At 71.1% G+C, this 15,521-nt stretch carries 16 protein-coding genes; 10 read left to right on the plus strand and 6 right to left on the minus strand.

Annotated elements, in window-relative coordinates; genetic code table 11:
- The first annotated feature begins 104 nt into the window (after nucleotides 1–104).
- The 4 genes from kdgD to ACH34W_RS08330 are packed head-to-tail and all read left to right on the plus strand — an operon-like array spanning nucleotide 105 to nucleotide 4,892.
- A complete protein-coding gene (kdgD, locus tag ACH34W_RS08315) occupies nucleotides 105–1,022 on the plus strand; it encodes a 5-dehydro-4-deoxyglucarate dehydratase (RefSeq protein ID WP_395960159.1) in 918 nt (305 codons plus the stop codon).
- Nucleotides 1,019–2,581, plus strand: a complete 1,563-nt coding sequence (locus ACH34W_RS08320; protein WP_395960160.1) for an aldehyde dehydrogenase (NADP(+)) — start codon at nucleotides 1,019–1,021, stop codon at nucleotides 2,579–2,581. Before kdgD ends, ACH34W_RS08320 begins: the two co-directional genes overlap by 4 nt.
- Nucleotide 2,582: 1 nt before the next feature.
- A complete protein-coding gene (locus ACH34W_RS08325; protein WP_395960161.1) occupies nucleotides 2,583–3,920 on the plus strand; it encodes an enolase C-terminal domain-like protein in 1,338 nt (445 codons plus the stop codon).
- A gap of 45 nt (nucleotides 3,921–3,965) precedes the next feature.
- On the plus strand, nucleotides 3,966–4,892 hold the full coding sequence (locus tag ACH34W_RS08330; RefSeq protein WP_395960620.1) for a 2-hydroxyacid dehydrogenase: 927 nt from the start codon (nucleotides 3,966–3,968) through the stop codon (nucleotides 4,890–4,892).
- On the opposite strand, the gene ACH34W_RS08335 is transcribed toward ACH34W_RS08330, so the two are convergent.
- Nucleotides 4,870–5,544, minus strand: coding sequence for a response regulator (locus tag ACH34W_RS08335; protein WP_395960162.1), 675 nt, complete (start codon nucleotides 5,542–5,544; stop codon nucleotides 4,870–4,872). The genes ACH34W_RS08330 and ACH34W_RS08335 overlap by 23 nt on opposite strands.
- Nucleotides 5,541–6,662, minus strand: a complete 1,122-nt coding sequence (locus ACH34W_RS08340; RefSeq protein WP_395960163.1) for a sensor histidine kinase — start codon at nucleotides 6,660–6,662, stop codon at nucleotides 5,541–5,543. The genes ACH34W_RS08335 and ACH34W_RS08340 overlap by 4 nt, the downstream gene beginning before the upstream one ends.
- Nucleotides 6,663–6,795: 133 nt before the next feature.
- Here ACH34W_RS08340 and ACH34W_RS08345 point away from each other — a divergent pair, with 133 nt between their 5' ends.
- Entirely contained in the window at nucleotides 6,796–8,097 is a 1,302-nt protein-coding gene (locus tag ACH34W_RS08345) for an alpha/beta fold hydrolase (RefSeq protein ID WP_395960164.1), read from the plus strand.
- A gap of 6 nt (nucleotides 8,098–8,103) precedes the next feature.
- On the opposite strand, the gene ACH34W_RS08350 is transcribed toward ACH34W_RS08345, so the two are convergent.
- Nucleotides 8,104–8,583, minus strand: coding sequence for a hypothetical protein (locus ACH34W_RS08350; RefSeq protein ID WP_395960165.1), 480 nt, complete (start codon nucleotides 8,581–8,583; stop codon nucleotides 8,104–8,106).
- 157 nt (nucleotides 8,584–8,740) lie between these two features.
- A complete protein-coding gene (locus tag ACH34W_RS08355) occupies nucleotides 8,741–9,304 on the minus strand; it encodes a helix-turn-helix domain-containing protein (RefSeq protein ID WP_395960166.1) in 564 nt (187 codons plus the stop codon).
- Between the two features lie 179 nt (nucleotides 9,305–9,483).
- On the opposite strand from ACH34W_RS08355, the gene ACH34W_RS08360 reads away from it, so the two are divergent.
- Genes ACH34W_RS08360 through ACH34W_RS08370 form a run of 3 tightly spaced genes read left to right on the plus strand, consistent with a single transcriptional unit; the run spans nucleotide 9,484 to nucleotide 11,035 of the window.
- The gene (locus ACH34W_RS08360; RefSeq protein ID WP_395960167.1) at nucleotides 9,484–9,618 is read left to right on the plus strand and encodes a hypothetical protein; all 135 of its coding nucleotides are present in this window, start codon (nucleotides 9,484–9,486) and stop codon (nucleotides 9,616–9,618) included.
- 2 nt (nucleotides 9,619–9,620) lie between these two features.
- Complete coding sequence (locus tag ACH34W_RS08365; protein ID WP_395960621.1) at nucleotides 9,621–10,595, plus strand: GlxA family transcriptional regulator; 975 nt, start codon at nucleotides 9,621–9,623, stop codon at nucleotides 10,593–10,595.
- Nucleotides 10,592–11,035, plus strand: a complete 444-nt coding sequence (locus ACH34W_RS08370) for a hypothetical protein (RefSeq protein WP_395960168.1) — start codon at nucleotides 10,592–10,594, stop codon at nucleotides 11,033–11,035. Before ACH34W_RS08365 ends, ACH34W_RS08370 begins: the two co-directional genes overlap by 4 nt.
- A 69-nt stretch (nucleotides 11,036–11,104) precedes the next feature.
- Here the strand turns inward: ACH34W_RS08370 and ACH34W_RS08375 are convergent, their stop codons facing one another.
- The gene (locus ACH34W_RS08375) at nucleotides 11,105–14,032 is read right to left on the minus strand and encodes a M36 family metallopeptidase (protein ID WP_395960169.1); all 2,928 of its coding nucleotides are present in this window, start codon (nucleotides 14,030–14,032) and stop codon (nucleotides 11,105–11,107) included.
- Between the two features lie 272 nt (nucleotides 14,033–14,304).
- On the opposite strand from ACH34W_RS08375, the gene ACH34W_RS08380 reads away from it, so the two are divergent.
- Complete coding sequence (locus tag ACH34W_RS08380) at nucleotides 14,305–14,751, plus strand: Hsp20/alpha crystallin family protein (protein WP_395960170.1); 447 nt, start codon at nucleotides 14,305–14,307, stop codon at nucleotides 14,749–14,751.
- Between the two features lie 95 nt (nucleotides 14,752–14,846).
- On the plus strand, nucleotides 14,847–15,170 hold the full coding sequence (locus ACH34W_RS08385) for a MerR family transcriptional regulator (protein ID WP_395960171.1): 324 nt from the start codon (nucleotides 14,847–14,849) through the stop codon (nucleotides 15,168–15,170).
- A 72-nt stretch (nucleotides 15,171–15,242) separates the two neighbouring features.
- Here the strand turns inward: ACH34W_RS08385 and ACH34W_RS08390 are convergent, their stop codons facing one another.
- Nucleotides 15,243–15,491, minus strand: coding sequence for a cupin domain-containing protein (locus tag ACH34W_RS08390; RefSeq protein WP_395960172.1), 249 nt, complete (start codon nucleotides 15,489–15,491; stop codon nucleotides 15,243–15,245).
- Nucleotides 15,492–15,521 lie beyond the last annotated feature (30 nt).

The raw sequence follows: 15,521 nt of genomic DNA on the forward strand, positions 1-15,521 counted from the left end.
TGCCCGCTCCTTAGCCTGACGGCGTACCACCCTCGTACCACCTCGTACCACCTGCGTACCGACCGCGTACCACCGAGCCTTCCCCGACCCTGGAGTCAGAGCAGATGACGCGATTCACCCACGACGAGCTGAGGTCAGTGCTCGGCGCCGGGCTGCTGTCGTTCCCGGTGACCCACATGACCGCCGACCTCGCCTTCGACGAGCGGGCGTACCGCGACCACATCGGCTGGCTCGCGGACCGCCCCGCCGCCGGGCTGTTCGCGGCGGGCGGCACCGGGGAGTTCTTCTCCCTCACGCCCGCCGAGGTGGGACAGGTCGTCCGCGCGGCCGTCGGCGCGGCCCCCGCCGGGATGCCGATCATCGCGCCCGCCGGGTACGGCACCGCCCTGGCCTGCGAGCTGGCCAGGGACGCCGAGGCCGCCGGCGCCGACGCGCTGCTCCTGCTGCCGCCCTACCTCACCGAGGCGAGCCAGGACGGGCTGGCCGCGCATGTCCGCGCGGTCTGCGCCGCGACCTCGCTGGGCGTGATCGTCTACCACCGCGCCAACGCCGCGTACACCGTGGACACCGTGGCCCGGCTCGCCGAGGACTGCCCGAACCTGATCGGCTTCAAGGACGGCGTCGGCGACATCGAGCTGATGTCCCGTCTCTACGCCACCCTCGGCGACTCGCTGCTGTACGTCGGCGGGCTGCCCACCGCCGAGACCTACGCGCTGCCCTACCTGGAGCTCGGCGTCACCACCTACTCCTCGGCGATGTTCAACTTCATCCCGGACTTCGCGCTCGACTTCTTCCAGGCGGTACAGGAGCGGGACCGCGCCGGAGTGTACGGAAGGCTCGCCGAGTTCGTGCTCCCCTACCTCGACATCCGGAACCGGTGCGCCGGGTACGCCGTGTCGATCGTCAAGGCGGGCATGACCGCGATCGGCCGTCCCGCCGGTCCGGTCCGGCCGCCCCTCACCGACCTCACCGAGGGCGAGCTGGCCGACCTCACCGAGCTCATCAAGAAGGTGAGCCGGTGACCGCGGCCGAACTGCACGGCATCGACCCGCGGACCGGAGAGCGGCTCGAACCCGGCTACCCCGTCGCGGGCCCGGATGAGATCGACCGCGCCTGCGCACTGGCCTGGGAGGCCTTCGCCGCATTCCGCGCGACCGGCCTGAAGGCGCGCGCAGCGTTCATCGACACCATCGCGGACCGGATCGAAGCACTCGGCGACACCCTCGTCGACCGCGTCATGGCCGAGACCGGGCTTCCCCGGGCCCGTGTCGAGGGCGAACGCGCCCGGACCACCGGGCAACTGCGCCTGTTCGCATCCGTCGTCCGGGACGGCGGCTGGCTCGGCGCCCGGATCGACCCCGCGCTGCCCGACCGCACTCCGCTGCCGCGTCCGGACCTGCGCCAGCGGCGCATCCCGCTCGGTCCCGTCGCCGTGTTCGCCGCGAGCAACTTCCCGCTGGCCTTCTCGGTCGCGGGCGGCGACACCGCCTCCGCGCTCGCCGCCGGAGCCCCGGTCGTGGTGAAGGCCCATCCCGCGCATCCGGGAACGAGCGAGATGGTCGGCCGTGCCGTCCGCGAAGCCGTCCAGGAGCATGGGCTCCCTGAGGGGACCTTCACCGTCCTGCTCGGCCACGGCCACGATCTCGGGACGCGGCTGGTCACCGATCCGCGTATCAAGGCCGTCGGCTTCACCGGGTCGCGTGGCGGTGGGCTGTCGCTCGTCGCGGCCGCTGCGGCCCGTCCCGTACCGATCCCGGTGTACGCGGAGATGTCCAGCGTCAACCCCGTGTTCGTGCTGCCCGGCGCCCTCCGCGACTCGGGGGCCGAGCTGGGCCGCGCCTTCGCCGCCTCCCTCACCACGGGCGCCGGTCAGCTCTGCACCAGCCCCGGCCTCCTCTTCGCCCTCGACGGAGACGGCGACAGCGACGGCCTCGACGCCTTCGTGGACGCGGCGGCCGCCGCCGTCGCCGCCGCCCCGGCCGCGCCGATGCTGACCCCCGGCATCCGGGCGGCCTACGACGCCGGGACCGTGCGGATGGCGAGCACACAAGGCGTCACCACGCTCGCCCAAGGTCCCGAAGACCCCGCGATCGCCGTCGCCGGCCAGCCCCGGCTCTTCCTCACCGACGACGCGACGTTCCTCGCCGAGCCGTTCCTCCAGGAGGAGGTCTTCGGCGCGGCGTCGCTGATCGTACGGGTCCGCGACCGGGGGCGGCTCGACACGATCGTGCAGTCGCTCGAAGGCCAGCTGACCGCGACCCTCCACCTCTCGCCGGGCGACCCCGGCGACCACGCGCTGGCCGCGGACCTCCTTCCGGAGCTCGAACTGCTCGCCGGGTGGGTGCTGGTCAACGGCTGGCCCACCGGCGTCGAGGTCGGCCACGCGGTCGTGCACGGCGGGCCGTACCCCGCCACGTCCGCACCCGCCACCACCTCGGTCGGCACGCGGGCGATCGAGCGTTTCCTGCGCCCGGTCGCCTACCAGAACGTCCCCGGCGACCTATTGCCAGAGGAGCTGCGCGACGGCGACCCGCTCGGCATCCGGCCGCAGATCGACGGCGTCCCTGGCCGGGAGGGCTGACATGGGCGGCGGATCCCCTCGTGTCGCCGAACTGCGCGTCGTGCCCGTCGCCGGCCGCGACAGCATGCTGCTCAATCTGAGCGGCGCGCACGCTCCGTTCTTCACCCGCAACATCGTCCTGCTCACCGACACCGACGGCCGGGTCGGCGTCGGCGAGGTGCCGGGCGGCGAGGCGATCACCCGCACCCTGGAGGAGTCGCGGGACCTGGTCGTCGGCCGCCCGGTCGCCGCGTACAACGGGACGCTGGAGTCGGTGCGGCGGCGCTTCGCCCACCGCGACACCGCCGGGCGCGGCGCGCAGACCTTCGACCTGCGCACCACCGTGCACGCCGTGACCGCTTTCGAGTCGGCACTGCTCGACCTCCTCGGGCAGTACCTGGAGGTCCCGGTCGCGGACCTGCTCGGCGGGGGGCGTCGGCGCGACCGCGTCCCGGTGCTCGGCTACCTCTTCTTCATTGGCGACCGGCATCGCACCGACCTGGACTACCGGAATCGGGAGGATGGCGACGACTGGTTCCGGCTGCGGAACGAAGAGGCGCTGACGCCCGGCGCGATCGTCGCGCTCGCCGAGGCGGCCCAGGCCCGGTACGGCTTCGCCGACTTCAAGCTGAAGGGCGGCGTCCTGCCCGGACCGGACGAGGCCGCCGCCGTCACCGCGCTCGCCGAACGTTTCCCCGGCGCCCGGATCACCCTCGATCCGAATGGGGCCTGGTCGCTGGCCGAGGCGATCAGGCTGGCCCGCGACGCCGGGCTGCGCGACGTGCTCGCCTACGCCGAGGACCCGTGCGGCGCGGAGGGCGGGTACTCGGCGCGGGAGGTGATGGCCGAGTTCAAGCGCGCGACCGGCCTGCGCACCGCCACCAACATGATCGCGACGGACTGGCGCGAGCTGGGCCACGCGATCACCGCGGGCGCGGTGGACATCCCGCTCGCCGACCCGCACTTCTGGACGATGGACGGCTCGGTACGGGTGGCGCAGCTCTGTGACGCCTGGGGCCTGACCTGGGGCTCGCACTCCAACAACCACTTCGACATCTCGCTGGCGATGTTCACCCACGTCGCCGCGGCGGCGCCCGGGGACATCACCGCGGTCGACACCCACTGGATCTGGCAGGACGGGCAGCGGCTGACCACTGCCCCGTTCGAGATCGCCGACGGCCACCTCACCGTGCCCGACCGGCCGGGCCTCGGGGTAGAAGTGGACCATGAGCGGCTCGACGAGGCGCATCGGCTGTATCTGGCCGAAGGCCTGGGCGGGCGGGACGACGCGGCGGCCATGCGGTACCTCATGCCGGGCTGGACGTTCGATCCCCGCAGGCCGGCTCTCGACCGCGACTGAACAGAGGCGCGACTGAACAGAGGAAAGAGAAGACCCTTGGATCGTGTGCTGCAGGTCGGACCGCTGCTGCCGTCCCTCCACCAGAATCTGCACGAGCACTACGACACCGTGCTGCTCGACGACCAGCCGGACCGCTATCTCGACGAGCACGGCTCCGAGTTCGTGGCCGTGGTCACCACCGCCAGGATCGGGGTGGACAGGGCGCTCATGGACCGGCTCCCCCGGCTCCAGGTGATCGTGAACTTCGGCGTCGGGTACGACACCACCGACGTGACCGCCGCGGCCGAACGCGGGATCGCGGTGAGCAACACCCCGGATGTGCTCACCGACTGCGTCGCCGACACCGCCATGGGCGGGCTGATCGACGTGATGCGCCGGTTCTCGGCGGCCGACCGGTTCGTGCGGCGCGGCGACTGGACACGCGGCACGTACCCCCTGGCGACCAAGGTCACCGGCAAGCGCATCGGCATCCTCGGCCTCGGCCGGATCGGCCAGGCCATCGCGCGCCGCCTGGCGGGCTTCGACGCCGAGATCTCCTATCACTCGCGCCGGCCGGTCGAGGGCGTCCCGTACGCCTATGCCGAGTCGCCGGAGAAGCTGGCGGCCTGGAGCGACGCGCTGATCGTCGCGACCTCGGGCGGCGCGGAGACGCGCGGGCTGGTGTCGGCGGCGGTCCTGGAGGCGCTGGGCCCGGCCGGGTACCTGGTGAACGTCGCGCGCGGCAGTGTCGTGGACGAGCCCGCACTGGTCGCCGCGCTGACCGGCGGGCGGCTCGCGGGCGCGGCGCTCGATGTGTTCGCCGACGAGCCGAACGTGCCGCCCGCCCTGCTCGGCCTGGATTCGGTACTGCTCCTGCCGCACATCGCGAGCGCGACGCACGAGACGCGCGAGGCGATGGGCGACCTGGCCCTCCGCAACCTGCAGAGCTTCCTGAGTGAGGGCAGGCTGATCACTCCGATTCCCGAGGGGTAGGACGGACGAGGCCGTGGTCGTAGGCGAAGACCACCGCCTGGATCCGGTCGCGCAGCTCCAGCTTTGCCAGGATGCGCTTGACGTGCGTCTTGGCGGTGGCCTCGGCGACGTGGATCTCCCGGGCGATCTCCGCGTTCGACAGGCCCCGGGCCAGGTGCAGCAACACCTGGTGTTCGCGGTCGGTGAGCCGGTCGAGCCGCCGCCGGACCCTCGGGCCCGGCGGCGGGGGCGAGGTGCGGGCGAACTCGGCCAGGAGCCGCCGGGTCACCGAGGCGCCCAGCAGGCCCTCTCCCGCGGCGATCGTGCGGACACCCTCGATCAGGGTCTCCGGCGGTGTGCGCTTGAGCAGGAATCCGCTGGCCCCGGCGCGGACCGCGGCGAAGACATATTCGTCCAGCTCGAACGTGGTCAGCACGAGCACACGTGAGGGCGTCTCCAGCGCGGTGATCTCGCCGGTCGCGGTCACGCCGTCCATCACGGGCATCCGCACGTCCATCAGGACGACATCGGGTTCCAGCCGGCGGGCGAGCCGGACGGCCTCCGCGCCGTCGGCGGCCTCACCGACGACGGTGATGTCGGGCTGCGTCCCCAGCATCATGCGCAGGCCGCCGCGCATGAGCTCCTCGTCGTCGGCGAGCAGCACCCGGATCACGCGAGCCGCCCCGGGATCCGGGCGTCCACCCGCCAGCCGCCGGACGGCCCGGGACCCGCCTGGCACGTGCCGCCGAGGCGCTGCACGCGTTCGCGCATCCCGTTCAGGCCGCGCCCGGGGGCGGGCGGCTCGGTGACGTTCCCGTCATCGGCGATCTCGATCACGATGCCCTCCTCCGTACGGGACAGGTGTACGCGCACGGTCGTGGCGGACGCGTGCCGGACGACGTTCGTCAGCGACTCCTGGACGACCCGGTGGACGGTCCGGCCGACCGGGTCGGTGACGTCCCGGAGGTCACCGTCCACGGTCAGTTCCCCGCGCAGATGCCCGGGGAGCCCGGCGACGAGGCGGCGCACGGAGACGGCGAGGTCGAGGGGCTGATCCTCTTCCAGCAGGCCGAGGACCTGGTCGAGGTCGGCCATCGCGGTGCGGCCGACCTCCTCGATCTGCCCGAGCGAGGCCCGGATCTCCGCGCGCTCGTCGCCGAGAGCGAGCCGCGCCGCCCCGGCGTGGGTCACCATGACGGTCACCGCGTGCCCCACCGCGTCGTGGAGCTCGCGCGCCAGCCGGGCACGTTCCTCCGACAACACCCGCAGCCGGTCGGCCCGGGCCCGTTCCGCCTCGTGCTCGCGCAGCGCCCGCGCCGCCTCCCAGCGGGACCGCCCCGAGTCACCGGCGAGCCACGCGCCACCGTGCAGGACCGCGCCCAGCACCAGCGCCTGAACGCTCTCGGACGCCAATGCCACCAGCGCAGCCACCACCGGCAACGCCATCAGCTGGAAGGACACGGCCCGCGGCCGGGTCTGCGCCACCATCGTCAGGCTCAGCGCGGTCGCCGCAGACAGGTTGGTGAGCGGGTAGTCCGCCGCAGCCACCGCCACTGTGGCTACGGCAGCAGCGAACAGCGCGGTCGCCGGAGCGAACCTGCGGCCCGCGATCGCCACGAACCACACGACCGCGGCGATCCGGACGACGGCTGGGCCGTGCAGCACCGACGCGGTGACGTCGGACGGCCCGATGGGGATGACCGCCGACACGTAGGCGACGACGACGTCCACGGCGAGCCAGCGCCACCTGCGGTCGGCCGCCCGGTCCGGCCGCCATCGATCAAGGTCCACGACGATCAGCGTACGGACCGCTGCCGATCACCGGAATCGCCCGCTGGAAGGGCCCCGCGTACCCCTGCGGGGGTACGAAGTGCGTGCCCGCCGGGGGACGATCACGCGGCCGCCGCGTTCCTACCGTCTGGGCATGCCTCAGAACTCACCGGCCAAGAACTCACCTCCCAAGAAAGCACTGCCCAAGAAATCACTGCGCCGCCGCATCGCCGGATGGACGCTCGTCACCGCCGCTGTGCTCCTCGGCCTCCCGGCTGCGGTCCTCTCGTTCCTCCTCGCCGCCGCCATCGGCGCACCCATCCCGCTCGCCATGGTGTGCGGCCTGGCCGCCACGGTGGTCTGCTGCGCGGCTTTGGCTGGCCTTGGGGCTCGCCTGTCCTTCCGCCGCCGCCGCTTGGTGACCCTGCTCGTCACCTGCGGCATGGCCGGCACCGTCGCGCTCGCCTCCGCCCTGACGATCTTCCGCCCGCTCGGCGTCGCCCCGGTCCCGCTCCCACCGCAGGCGACCCGCTACTGGGACCTGCCGACCGGCTCACGCATCGCGTACACCATGACCCCGGGAACGGGACGCCGCAGCGCCACACCCATCGTGCGCCTGCACGGCGGGCCCGGAACGCCCGGTGCCGGGCCTGACGACCTCGACCGCGAGCTGGCCGGGCGCGGCTTCGACGTCTACACCTACGACCAGCTCGGCGCGGGCCGTTCCCAGCGGCTCGCCGATCCCACCGGATACACCGTCGCCCGGCAGGTCGCCGATCTGGAGGCCATCCGCCGGCGCATCAACGCGGAACGGCTGATCCTGGTGGGCAGTTCGTGGGGCGCCACCCTCGCCGCCCACTACATGGCGTCCCACCCGGCGAACGTCGCCAAGGTGGTGTTCACCTCCCCCGGCGCACTGTGGTCACCCGCATGGGAGAAGAAGGGAGAGGGCGACATCTGGGACAGGCTCACTCCCCAGCAGCGCAGCCGCATGGACGAACTGGAGGCCAGCCCGCGCCTCATCGCCTGGTCTGTTCTCATGGGCGTCAGCCCCCGCGCCGCCCATGCCCTCGTTCCTGACCGGGAGATCGACCCGCTCTTCGACGAGCTCCTGTCGACCGTCGGCTCCGCGGCCACCTGCAACCCCGGCCGCCCCCTCCACGAGCCGTCCTCACGCGCCGGCTTCTACGCCAACCAGCTGACCTCCGACGACGCCCTCAAGGTCCCCGACCCGCGCCCGGCGCTGCGGGCCAACCGGACCCCCGGCCTGATCCTGCGCGGGCAGTGCGACTACAAGCGCCCGGAGATCGCCGCCGACTACCGCGACACCCTCTCTGGCGCGACCCTGCTGCAGATCCCGAACGCCGGTCACGTCATCGAGGCGGAGCAGCCGGCGCTCTACCGCGCCGCCATCACCGCGTTCCTGACCGGGCGTCCTCTCCCCCGCATCCCCTGACCAGGATCAGTCACCGTTCGGCTTGATGCAGTCGGAGACCACCGTGATGGAGACCTCCTTCGGGACGTAAATGGACACACGGAGCAGCAGGTTGAGGTCCTTGTACTCCATCGTGATCCAGGGATTGCCGGACTCGAAGCCCTGGGACTCCTTGGTGTAGGCCCCGAGATCGTCGTCCCAGAACTTCTCGACGCGACGGGCCAGGTCGGTGATCTGCTGCGTGTTCAGTCCTCGCACGACGTACCGGTGCTCGACCTTGATCTTCGAGCCGTCCCTCGTCAGCGCGTTGTAGCAGGCCTCGCCCTCCTGGGTCTGCGGCTGCGGCCCCTTCGGCAACGCGCGGTAGTCGGGGTGCAGGGCCTCGACGGTCTGGTTCATGACACGTTCCGTCTCGGCGGCGGCTTCTGCCTTGTTCATGCCAGAGCCGCAGGCCGCCAGGACACAGGCCAGCAGTGGCAGCTGAACGGCGGCCGGCCATCTGCGCATGGTGATTCCTTTCAGGGCCGTGACCAGGCAGGAGGTAAAGATCCTTACAGCTGCGAACGGACGGAAGCCGCAGTAAAGCTGCCAAACTTCCCCGAATCACTGCCAACCTCCCAGGTCCCGAACCTGATCGGCCGCAGACTGGACCCGGGAGGGGCCGTCATTGAGCAGGAGATCGTTTGGGGACCGTCATGATGAGCAGCGCGCGGGCGGCGCCGCTGCTGCGGTAGTCGTGCGGCGCGTCGGCCGGGAAGCTCGCGAAGTCACCGGGGCCGAGCCGCACGGGCTCGTCGTGCACGCCCGTCTCGACCTCCCCCTCGATCACGTACATGCACTCGCGCGTACCGGGCCGATGCGCCTTCGCGCGGTGGTCGGCACCGGGATGCAGGAGAAGCTCGTAGACCTCGACCGTCGTCTCCGGATGCCGCGACCTCCGCAGCAGGCGTCCGTCGAGGGGCGAGCCGGGGATCATCGCCCGGCCCGCCGCCCGGACCACCGCCGTCTCCGGCACCTCCGGCTCCTCCACAAGGTCGGCAAGGGTCACGTCAAGGACGTAGGCCAGCGCGAAGAGGGTCTCGATGGTGGGGTTCCCGTGGCCGCGTTCCAGCGCACTGATCGTCCCCTTCGCGACACCGGAGCGCTCGGCGAGGCCGCCCAGAGTGAGCGCCCGCTCCTCTCGGAGCCGACGCAGATTGGCCGCCACCACCGCGACGCAGTCCGGCATGCCACACCTCCCCTTCGTTCAGTATATTGACCGTCGTAACACTTTACTGAACACCGTCGTTTTAGGATGCACCGAGATCACACAGCTCGTCGGCCCCGAACACATCCCCGCGCTCCCGCTCCTGGACACCACGCCCTCCACGTCGAAGCGATCGTCAACGCCAGCCTGAGGAGCTCGCCATGAAACACCGCACGATTGGAACGATCCCCGCGACCCGCCGCGACCTCATCGACATGGACCTTGATATCGACATGGACCGTGATCCGGCGCCCGGGCGACGCGACCGGCCGACCGCCGCGGGGAGACCTTCGTGACCATGGGTTTCCGTTCCATCGTGGCGTACGCGCCGGAGAACATGAGCACGCTGGGCCTCGGCCTGGCCGTCAAGGTCTTTTCCGATCGTTACCAGCTCGGAGTCTCGTGCTTCGACTTCGTCGTCGCGACCGACACGCCAGGGCCGGTACGCACGGACCTCGGCCTGGTCCAGCAGGTGGAGCACGGCCTCGACCGGCTCGCGCAGGCCGATCTGATCCTGCTCCTCCCCGGCGAGGACTTTCCCGTCCCGACGCCCGCCGCGACGGCGGCGCTGCGGGACGCGCACGAGCGCGGCGCGATCATCGCCGCCTACTGCAGCGGTGCCTACCTGCTGGCGGGCACCGGGCTTCTCGACGGCCTGCGCGCCACCACGCCCTGGCGCATGGCCTCCGCCCTCACCGCCCGCTTTCCCAAGGTCAGGGCCGTCTCCGACGCCGTGTACGTGGACGAGGGGCAGATCGTGACGTGCGCGGGCGCCGCCGCCGGCCTGGACATGTTCCTGCACCTGCTGCGGCGCGAGCACGGGTCCTCGGTGGCCAACATGATCGCCCGCGACACCGTGGCCTCACCTCAGCGCTTCGGCGGTCAGGCGCAGTACGCCAGTTCCCCCGTCCTCGAGGACGAGCGCATCCCCGCGGTGCTCGCCTGGGCCTCGGAGAACCTGCGGCAGCCCTTGTCCGTGAACGAACTCGCGGTACGGGCGCACATGAGTCCCCGCACCTTCGCCCGGCGCTTCAAGACCGCAACGGGCACCACTCCCCACGCCTGGCTGCTCAACCAGCGCCTCAACCGGGTCGAGGAGCTCCTTGAGACAACGGACCTGAGCATCCAGGAGATCGCCAACGAGACGGGCTACCGCAACACCACCGTCCTGCGTGAACAGTTCATCAAGCGCCGCGGTATGCCGCCCCGGGCCTATCGCAGCACCTTCAGCCGCGCACGCACGCCCGGCACAACATGCACGGCCGGCACATGAGCAGGGCCGACATCCAGGCAAGGGTGCGCAAGGGCAGCATGCTGCGCACCGCCGCCCTGTTGCTGTGTCCGGGTTGGGATCTGCTCCGAGACAGATTTCAAGCCGTGGAGATGCTCCGTGCCGCCGGGATCCCCGATCCCGCTTATGGCGTCCAGGACGCCAATCCCCCGGGATCGGCCTACTCCGCCGAGGAACTGCCGCAGCTGGTTCACCGCGACGGCCACTGGACGTTGGGGTCGTTGCAGCGGGGCATCTTCTCCGGCCGCGCGTACGACACCGAAGCCCAGGCCGTGCAGCTGCTGGTCCAGTGGGTGATCTTCTCCTACGTGGTCTCGATGGGCGGCGAGGGGATCGAGCCGCACATCGTCCCCCGCTACCGGGACGCCGTCCGGCGCGCCCTGGCGGAGACCACCAGCCTGACCGACGTGACGCCGAGGTGACCTAGCCATCCGCCCCACATCTTTGACTGAGTCAAAAATATGGGGCGGATGCCTTGCCGGAAACGTTCGTTATCGGGTGAACGCTTGGAACTCGGCCGCTCTCACCAGGGACGCACGCGCGCTGCCCGCCGTGCAGTCGGTGGTCGAGCGCGGGTCGTCGTCCTGCTCACCCGCGAAGCCCGGGTTGCCGGTGCACTGGCTCGACACCACGCGCAGCCGCAGGTGCGTCGCGGTGGTGTCGCGCATGTCGAACGAGCGCATGATGAGTTCCGGCGCTCGCGGACGCGGGCGCCGGGCCGGGAACGCGTTCGCCGGACTGGTGTAGACGCGGGAGAACGAGGCGTCCTGCGAGCAGTCCGCCTTCGCCGCGTCACAGGCCAGCACCTCGAACTGCTGGAGGGCGGAGAAGCGGTTCTGCGACCCGCCCGGCGTGTGCTCGGGGTCGCCCGGCTGGGTCGGCCGCAACATCGCGCTCACCTGCACCCGCCCGATCCGGACGGCCGAGTCCCCGGCCAGGTCGACGGTCACCTGCCGGCCCGCCACGGGCGCGGTCAGCGACTGCCAGTTGGTGGCCTCGGTCTCGTCGACGAGCCCGGCGTGACCGACCCCGTCGCCGGCGGCGGTCGCGCCGTTGGCCGCTGCGGCCTGGTTGCGCTTCATCGAAGCCCAGAGGTTCTCGGTCGACGGCTTGATCGTGGCGCTGAGACGCTTGTGCCCGAACCCGGCGCCCACCGCGACGAAGCTGTAGCTGCCTGGGACGATCTTGAACGTGTCGCCCAGCGGCGTCGCCGGGTCGGTGTCGGCCACCGGCATCGCGCGGCCCTCGTAGTCGCCCACGTACAGCCGGACCGGGGCGCCCTTCGCGTCTCCGGACGGCCGCAGCTTCACGGTCGCGTTCTTGGCCCGCGGCGAGGCGAAGCTCGGCACCGGGTCGGCGTCGGCCGGTCCGTTGCTGGACGCGCCCTCACCGAGTCCGTGCTGCGCGAACGCGTTCCAGATCAGGGTCTGGTTGGCGCCGCCGAAGCGGATGGTGTCCGCGGCCAGCAGCGCGTCACGGTGATCGACGTAGCTGACCGCGCCACTGGCCATGAGCAGCAGCGCGTCGAACGACAGCTGCGCCCAGCGCCGCCCGCCCGGGCACTCCCCGACCGGGATCTTCCCGTCGGCGCACGCGCGGTTGCGCGACTTGCTGCCCTTGCCGTAGCGGTCGACGAACGCCTGGCGCACATCGAACTGCGTCGCGGACCAGATCTCGCCGTCGGCGTGCACCTGCTGCCCGACCAGGTCGTAGGCGATGTCGCTGTAGTTGAGAGGGCTGCGGCTCATGTCGTAGTTGCGGATGCCCGCCTTCTGGTCTCCGGTCACGTACGCGCCGGTGACATAGGGGGTGTCGCCCGGCGGCCGGAATCCGTACTCGTTCAGGTACGCCATCGCGAACAGGTCGGAGGTGCTCTCGTTCATCGCCCCGGCCTGCGGCCCGCTCCAGCCGGCGTCCGGCCCGGCGATCATCCGCCCGGAGATGGCGTGCGTGTACTCGTGGGCGATGACGCTCATGTCGTAGTCGCCGTCCACGCAGGGTGAATAGAACGCCCCCGCCACCGGCTGCCACATGTACATGTTGGTGATCGCGGGCACGCCGTCCGGCGGCGTGATCTGGTTGGCGTTGTCGCGGACGCTGGCGATCCGGGCCCCGGCCTGGGCGTTGCCCTGTTCGGGGTCGCCGCCCTTGCCGCCCCGGTCGCCGTTGTCGGACTGCATGTTCCACGCGGTCTCGGTGAAACCGAGCCGGTACGACCAGTCGTGCATTCTGTTGTGCATCGAGAACAGGTTCGACATCGCCGCTTCGAGGTCGGCTTCCTGCGGGCTGTCGAGCGTCGCCGGGTTGCACTTCTCACGCAGCCACTGGTTGGTCCAGGGGTAGTCGTAGCGCCGGTCGGCCTTGGGCGCGTTGGTGCGGGTGCCGACGGTGAACGGGTCGCTGCTGGCACGGTTCTCGAACGTGCGCGCCGCGTTGCCCAGGCTCGTGTTGGTCGGCGCGCCGGTCGCGTGGTCGATGTCCCACGCCTTGCCGGTCGCCGGGTCGCCGCCGACCACGAAGTCGCAACCCCGGGCCGGAGTGAAGCACCATGTGTCGCGCGTGTCCCGGGAGGAGTAGCCGGGCGCCGCCGGGAACGCTTCCCAGCGCGGATCCTCGGCGTGGTCGACGAGGTTTTCCCGGATCAGGACCTCTCCGCTCCGGGCGTCCACGTAGGAGTTGACCGCGGCGGGCTCGCCGTGCGCGTCACCGGCGTGGCCGTGCGAGCCGCCGGAGTCGATCAGCGTGACCTGGTATGCGCTGCGTACACCGGTCGGAGTCGGCACCGCCACCAGCCGGGTCCGCTTCGTCTCCGCTTCGGAGACCGCCATGTCGGCGTCGCGGGCCGCGGACTCGACGGCCTTGTCCTGGCTGAGCGTCGCGGGCGCGGGCGCCGCCGAGTCGCGTGCGAGAGTCGAGGAGACGGACACGACCTTGCCGCCGGCGACGCCGACCGCGACCTGCCCGTCGTACCCGGCCTCGAGGTTGCCGAAGCGCTGGCGCAGCAATACCGCCGCACCGCTGCCGATCGGGTTGACCGCCACCCGTTCCAGCGCCGCCACGCTCTGCTCGGACAGGCCGAACAGGCTGCGGTGCTCGGTCAGGTAGGCGCGCGCGGCACGTTCGGCACCGTTCGGCAGCCCGGCGTCCAGTGGTGCGCCCGCCCGGGTGACCGTGGCGGGGGTGCCGAGCCGGTTCCAGCGCACGACCGCACCTTCGGTCGCTCCCTGCTGTGCCGCGGTCGGGGCGATCCGCCCGGCGCGGATGTCCTTGTCGGGCTTCATGGTGTGTTCAGCCTGGATGTCAGGGGGCTTCGGCTGGGCGGCACGGGTCTCCCCCTGCGCCGTCCCGACCGCGGCGGCCGATAGGAGTAGTCCCGTGGTCGCCAGCGCGACCCCGCGAATCCACCTCGTCGTGGGCACTTGGAACCTCCAGCGGGAACGGGCCTGGTGGGCCCGGTCTCGGACTCGGTCGCGTGATCACGCGACGACGTTGAGGCAAGCACCTGGGGGACGTGGGTGGCTATAGCGGCAGATGACCAGAAACGGCCGGAAGCAGAAGGTTGAGGTAGCTCAGGGATCGTTCTGGGGCTTTGACATCGGCGGATACAGACCTACAATTCTGCTTAGAGGTTCCTTCCAACCCAAGAAGGAACCGGTCGGAGTCCACAGAGTTTCTTCGGAGGTGTTGCACGATGCTGCTGACGTCGATCGATCCCTTCGTCCAGGAGTTCGAGCGGCAGTTCGACCGGATGGCCCGGCAGGCGTTCGGGCAGGCCACGGGGCAGGGCAACGGCGCGGTCATGCCGATGGACGGCCTGCGCCGCGACGACGACGTGGTGCTGCGGTTCGACCTGCCCGGCATCGACCCCGGCTCGATCGAGGTCACGGTGGACCGCGGCGTGCTGAGCGTGTCGGCCCAGCGCGAGGAGGAGTACGAGGAGAACGAGCGCCTCTTCGTCCGCGAACGGGTCATGGGCACGTTCACCCGGCGGATCTACCTGTCCGAGCACCTCGACGCCGAGGCGATCGAGGCCGCCTACGACAACGGGGTCCTGGCGGTGCGGATCCCCGTCCTGGAGAAGGCCCGCGCTCGCAAGGTCGAGATCAAGCACAGCGAGAAGAAGGCGATCAAGGCCTGACGGGCCGCCCCGGCACCGCCACCCTTCCCGGCGACGAGGCCGGTGGGCGAGGCGACCGGACTCGCCCACCGGTCGTTCGCAGGAAAGGACGTGGAGTGAGAGGACCCGCACCGCTCGACGACGAGCACGCGCCGATGTTCACCGTAGGACAGGTCGCCGACATGCTCGACGTGCGGCAGGCCTTCCTCCGCAGGATCGACGACCACCGGGTCGTGTCACCACGACGCTCGGCCGGTGGCCAGCGCCGCTACAGCCGGCACGAGATCCGGCAGGTCCAGCAGGTCGTGACGATGATGGACGAGGGCATGACCCTGACCGCCATCCGCCGGATCATCGAACTGGAGCACGAACTGGCCCGCCTCACCCGCGAACGCGACGAGCTACAGCGCCGTCTGGACGGCCACGCCGAAGACGCCTAAAGAAGACGCGCCTAGAGAAAGCGCGGAGCCGCTGCCCGATATCGCCCTACCGACCAGTGGTCACTGGCAAGATCAGTCATAGGCGGGCCGGGGTGTTCCGCTGGGCTGAGAACGGGGGCGGTTGATGAGCGGGGTGAGCTGCCGGATGTCATGCCGGCTCCTGATCGCCGCGATCTCCGCTGGGTCTGGAGGGAAATTGGCGGCGATATGGTCTGCGATCTCCTGCAGGTAGTCCTCATGGCCGGGCGGAGTGACGAGGAAGAGCATCTTCGCGGGTTCGGTGCCCGGGTTGAAGAACGCGTGGGGGCATCCGGGCGGCACGGACATAAAGCTGCCCGGAACGAGGCCGCG

Origin of the sequence: Actinomadura sp. 6N118 (genome assembly GCF_044326415.1) — a bacterium.
Classification (GTDB): domain Bacteria; phylum Actinomycetota; class Actinomycetes; order Streptosporangiales; family Streptosporangiaceae; genus Spirillospora.

What these genes read in the sequence shown, in the direction of transcription:
- ACH34W_RS08380 (WP_395960170.1), top strand. Translation starts at nt 14,305, where the DNA reads ATGCTGCTGACGTCGATCGATCCCTTCGTCCAGGAGTTCGAGCGGCAG.
- ACH34W_RS08350 (WP_395960165.1), bottom strand. Translation starts at nt 8,583, where the DNA reads ATGCGCAGATGGCCGGCCGCCGTTCAGCTGCCACTGCTGGCCTGTGTC.
- ACH34W_RS08370 (WP_395960168.1), top strand. Translation starts at nt 10,592, where the DNA reads ATGAGCAGGGCCGACATCCAGGCAAGGGTGCGCAAGGGCAGCATGCTG.
- ACH34W_RS08355 (WP_395960166.1), bottom strand. Translation starts at nt 9,304, where the DNA reads ATGCCGGACTGCGTCGCGGTGGTGGCGGCCAATCTGCGTCGGCTCCGA.
- ACH34W_RS08365 (WP_395960621.1), top strand. Translation starts at nt 9,621, where the DNA reads ATGGGTTTCCGTTCCATCGTGGCGTACGCGCCGGAGAACATGAGCACG.
- ACH34W_RS08345 (WP_395960164.1), top strand. Translation starts at nt 6,796, where the DNA reads ATGCCTCAGAACTCACCGGCCAAGAACTCACCTCCCAAGAAAGCACTG.
- kdgD (WP_395960159.1), top strand. Translation starts at nt 105, where the DNA reads ATGACGCGATTCACCCACGACGAGCTGAGGTCAGTGCTCGGCGCCGGG.
- ACH34W_RS08360 (WP_395960167.1), top strand. Translation starts at nt 9,484, where the DNA reads ATGAAACACCGCACGATTGGAACGATCCCCGCGACCCGCCGCGACCTC.
- ACH34W_RS08325 (WP_395960161.1), top strand. Translation starts at nt 2,583, where the DNA reads ATGGGCGGCGGATCCCCTCGTGTCGCCGAACTGCGCGTCGTGCCCGTC.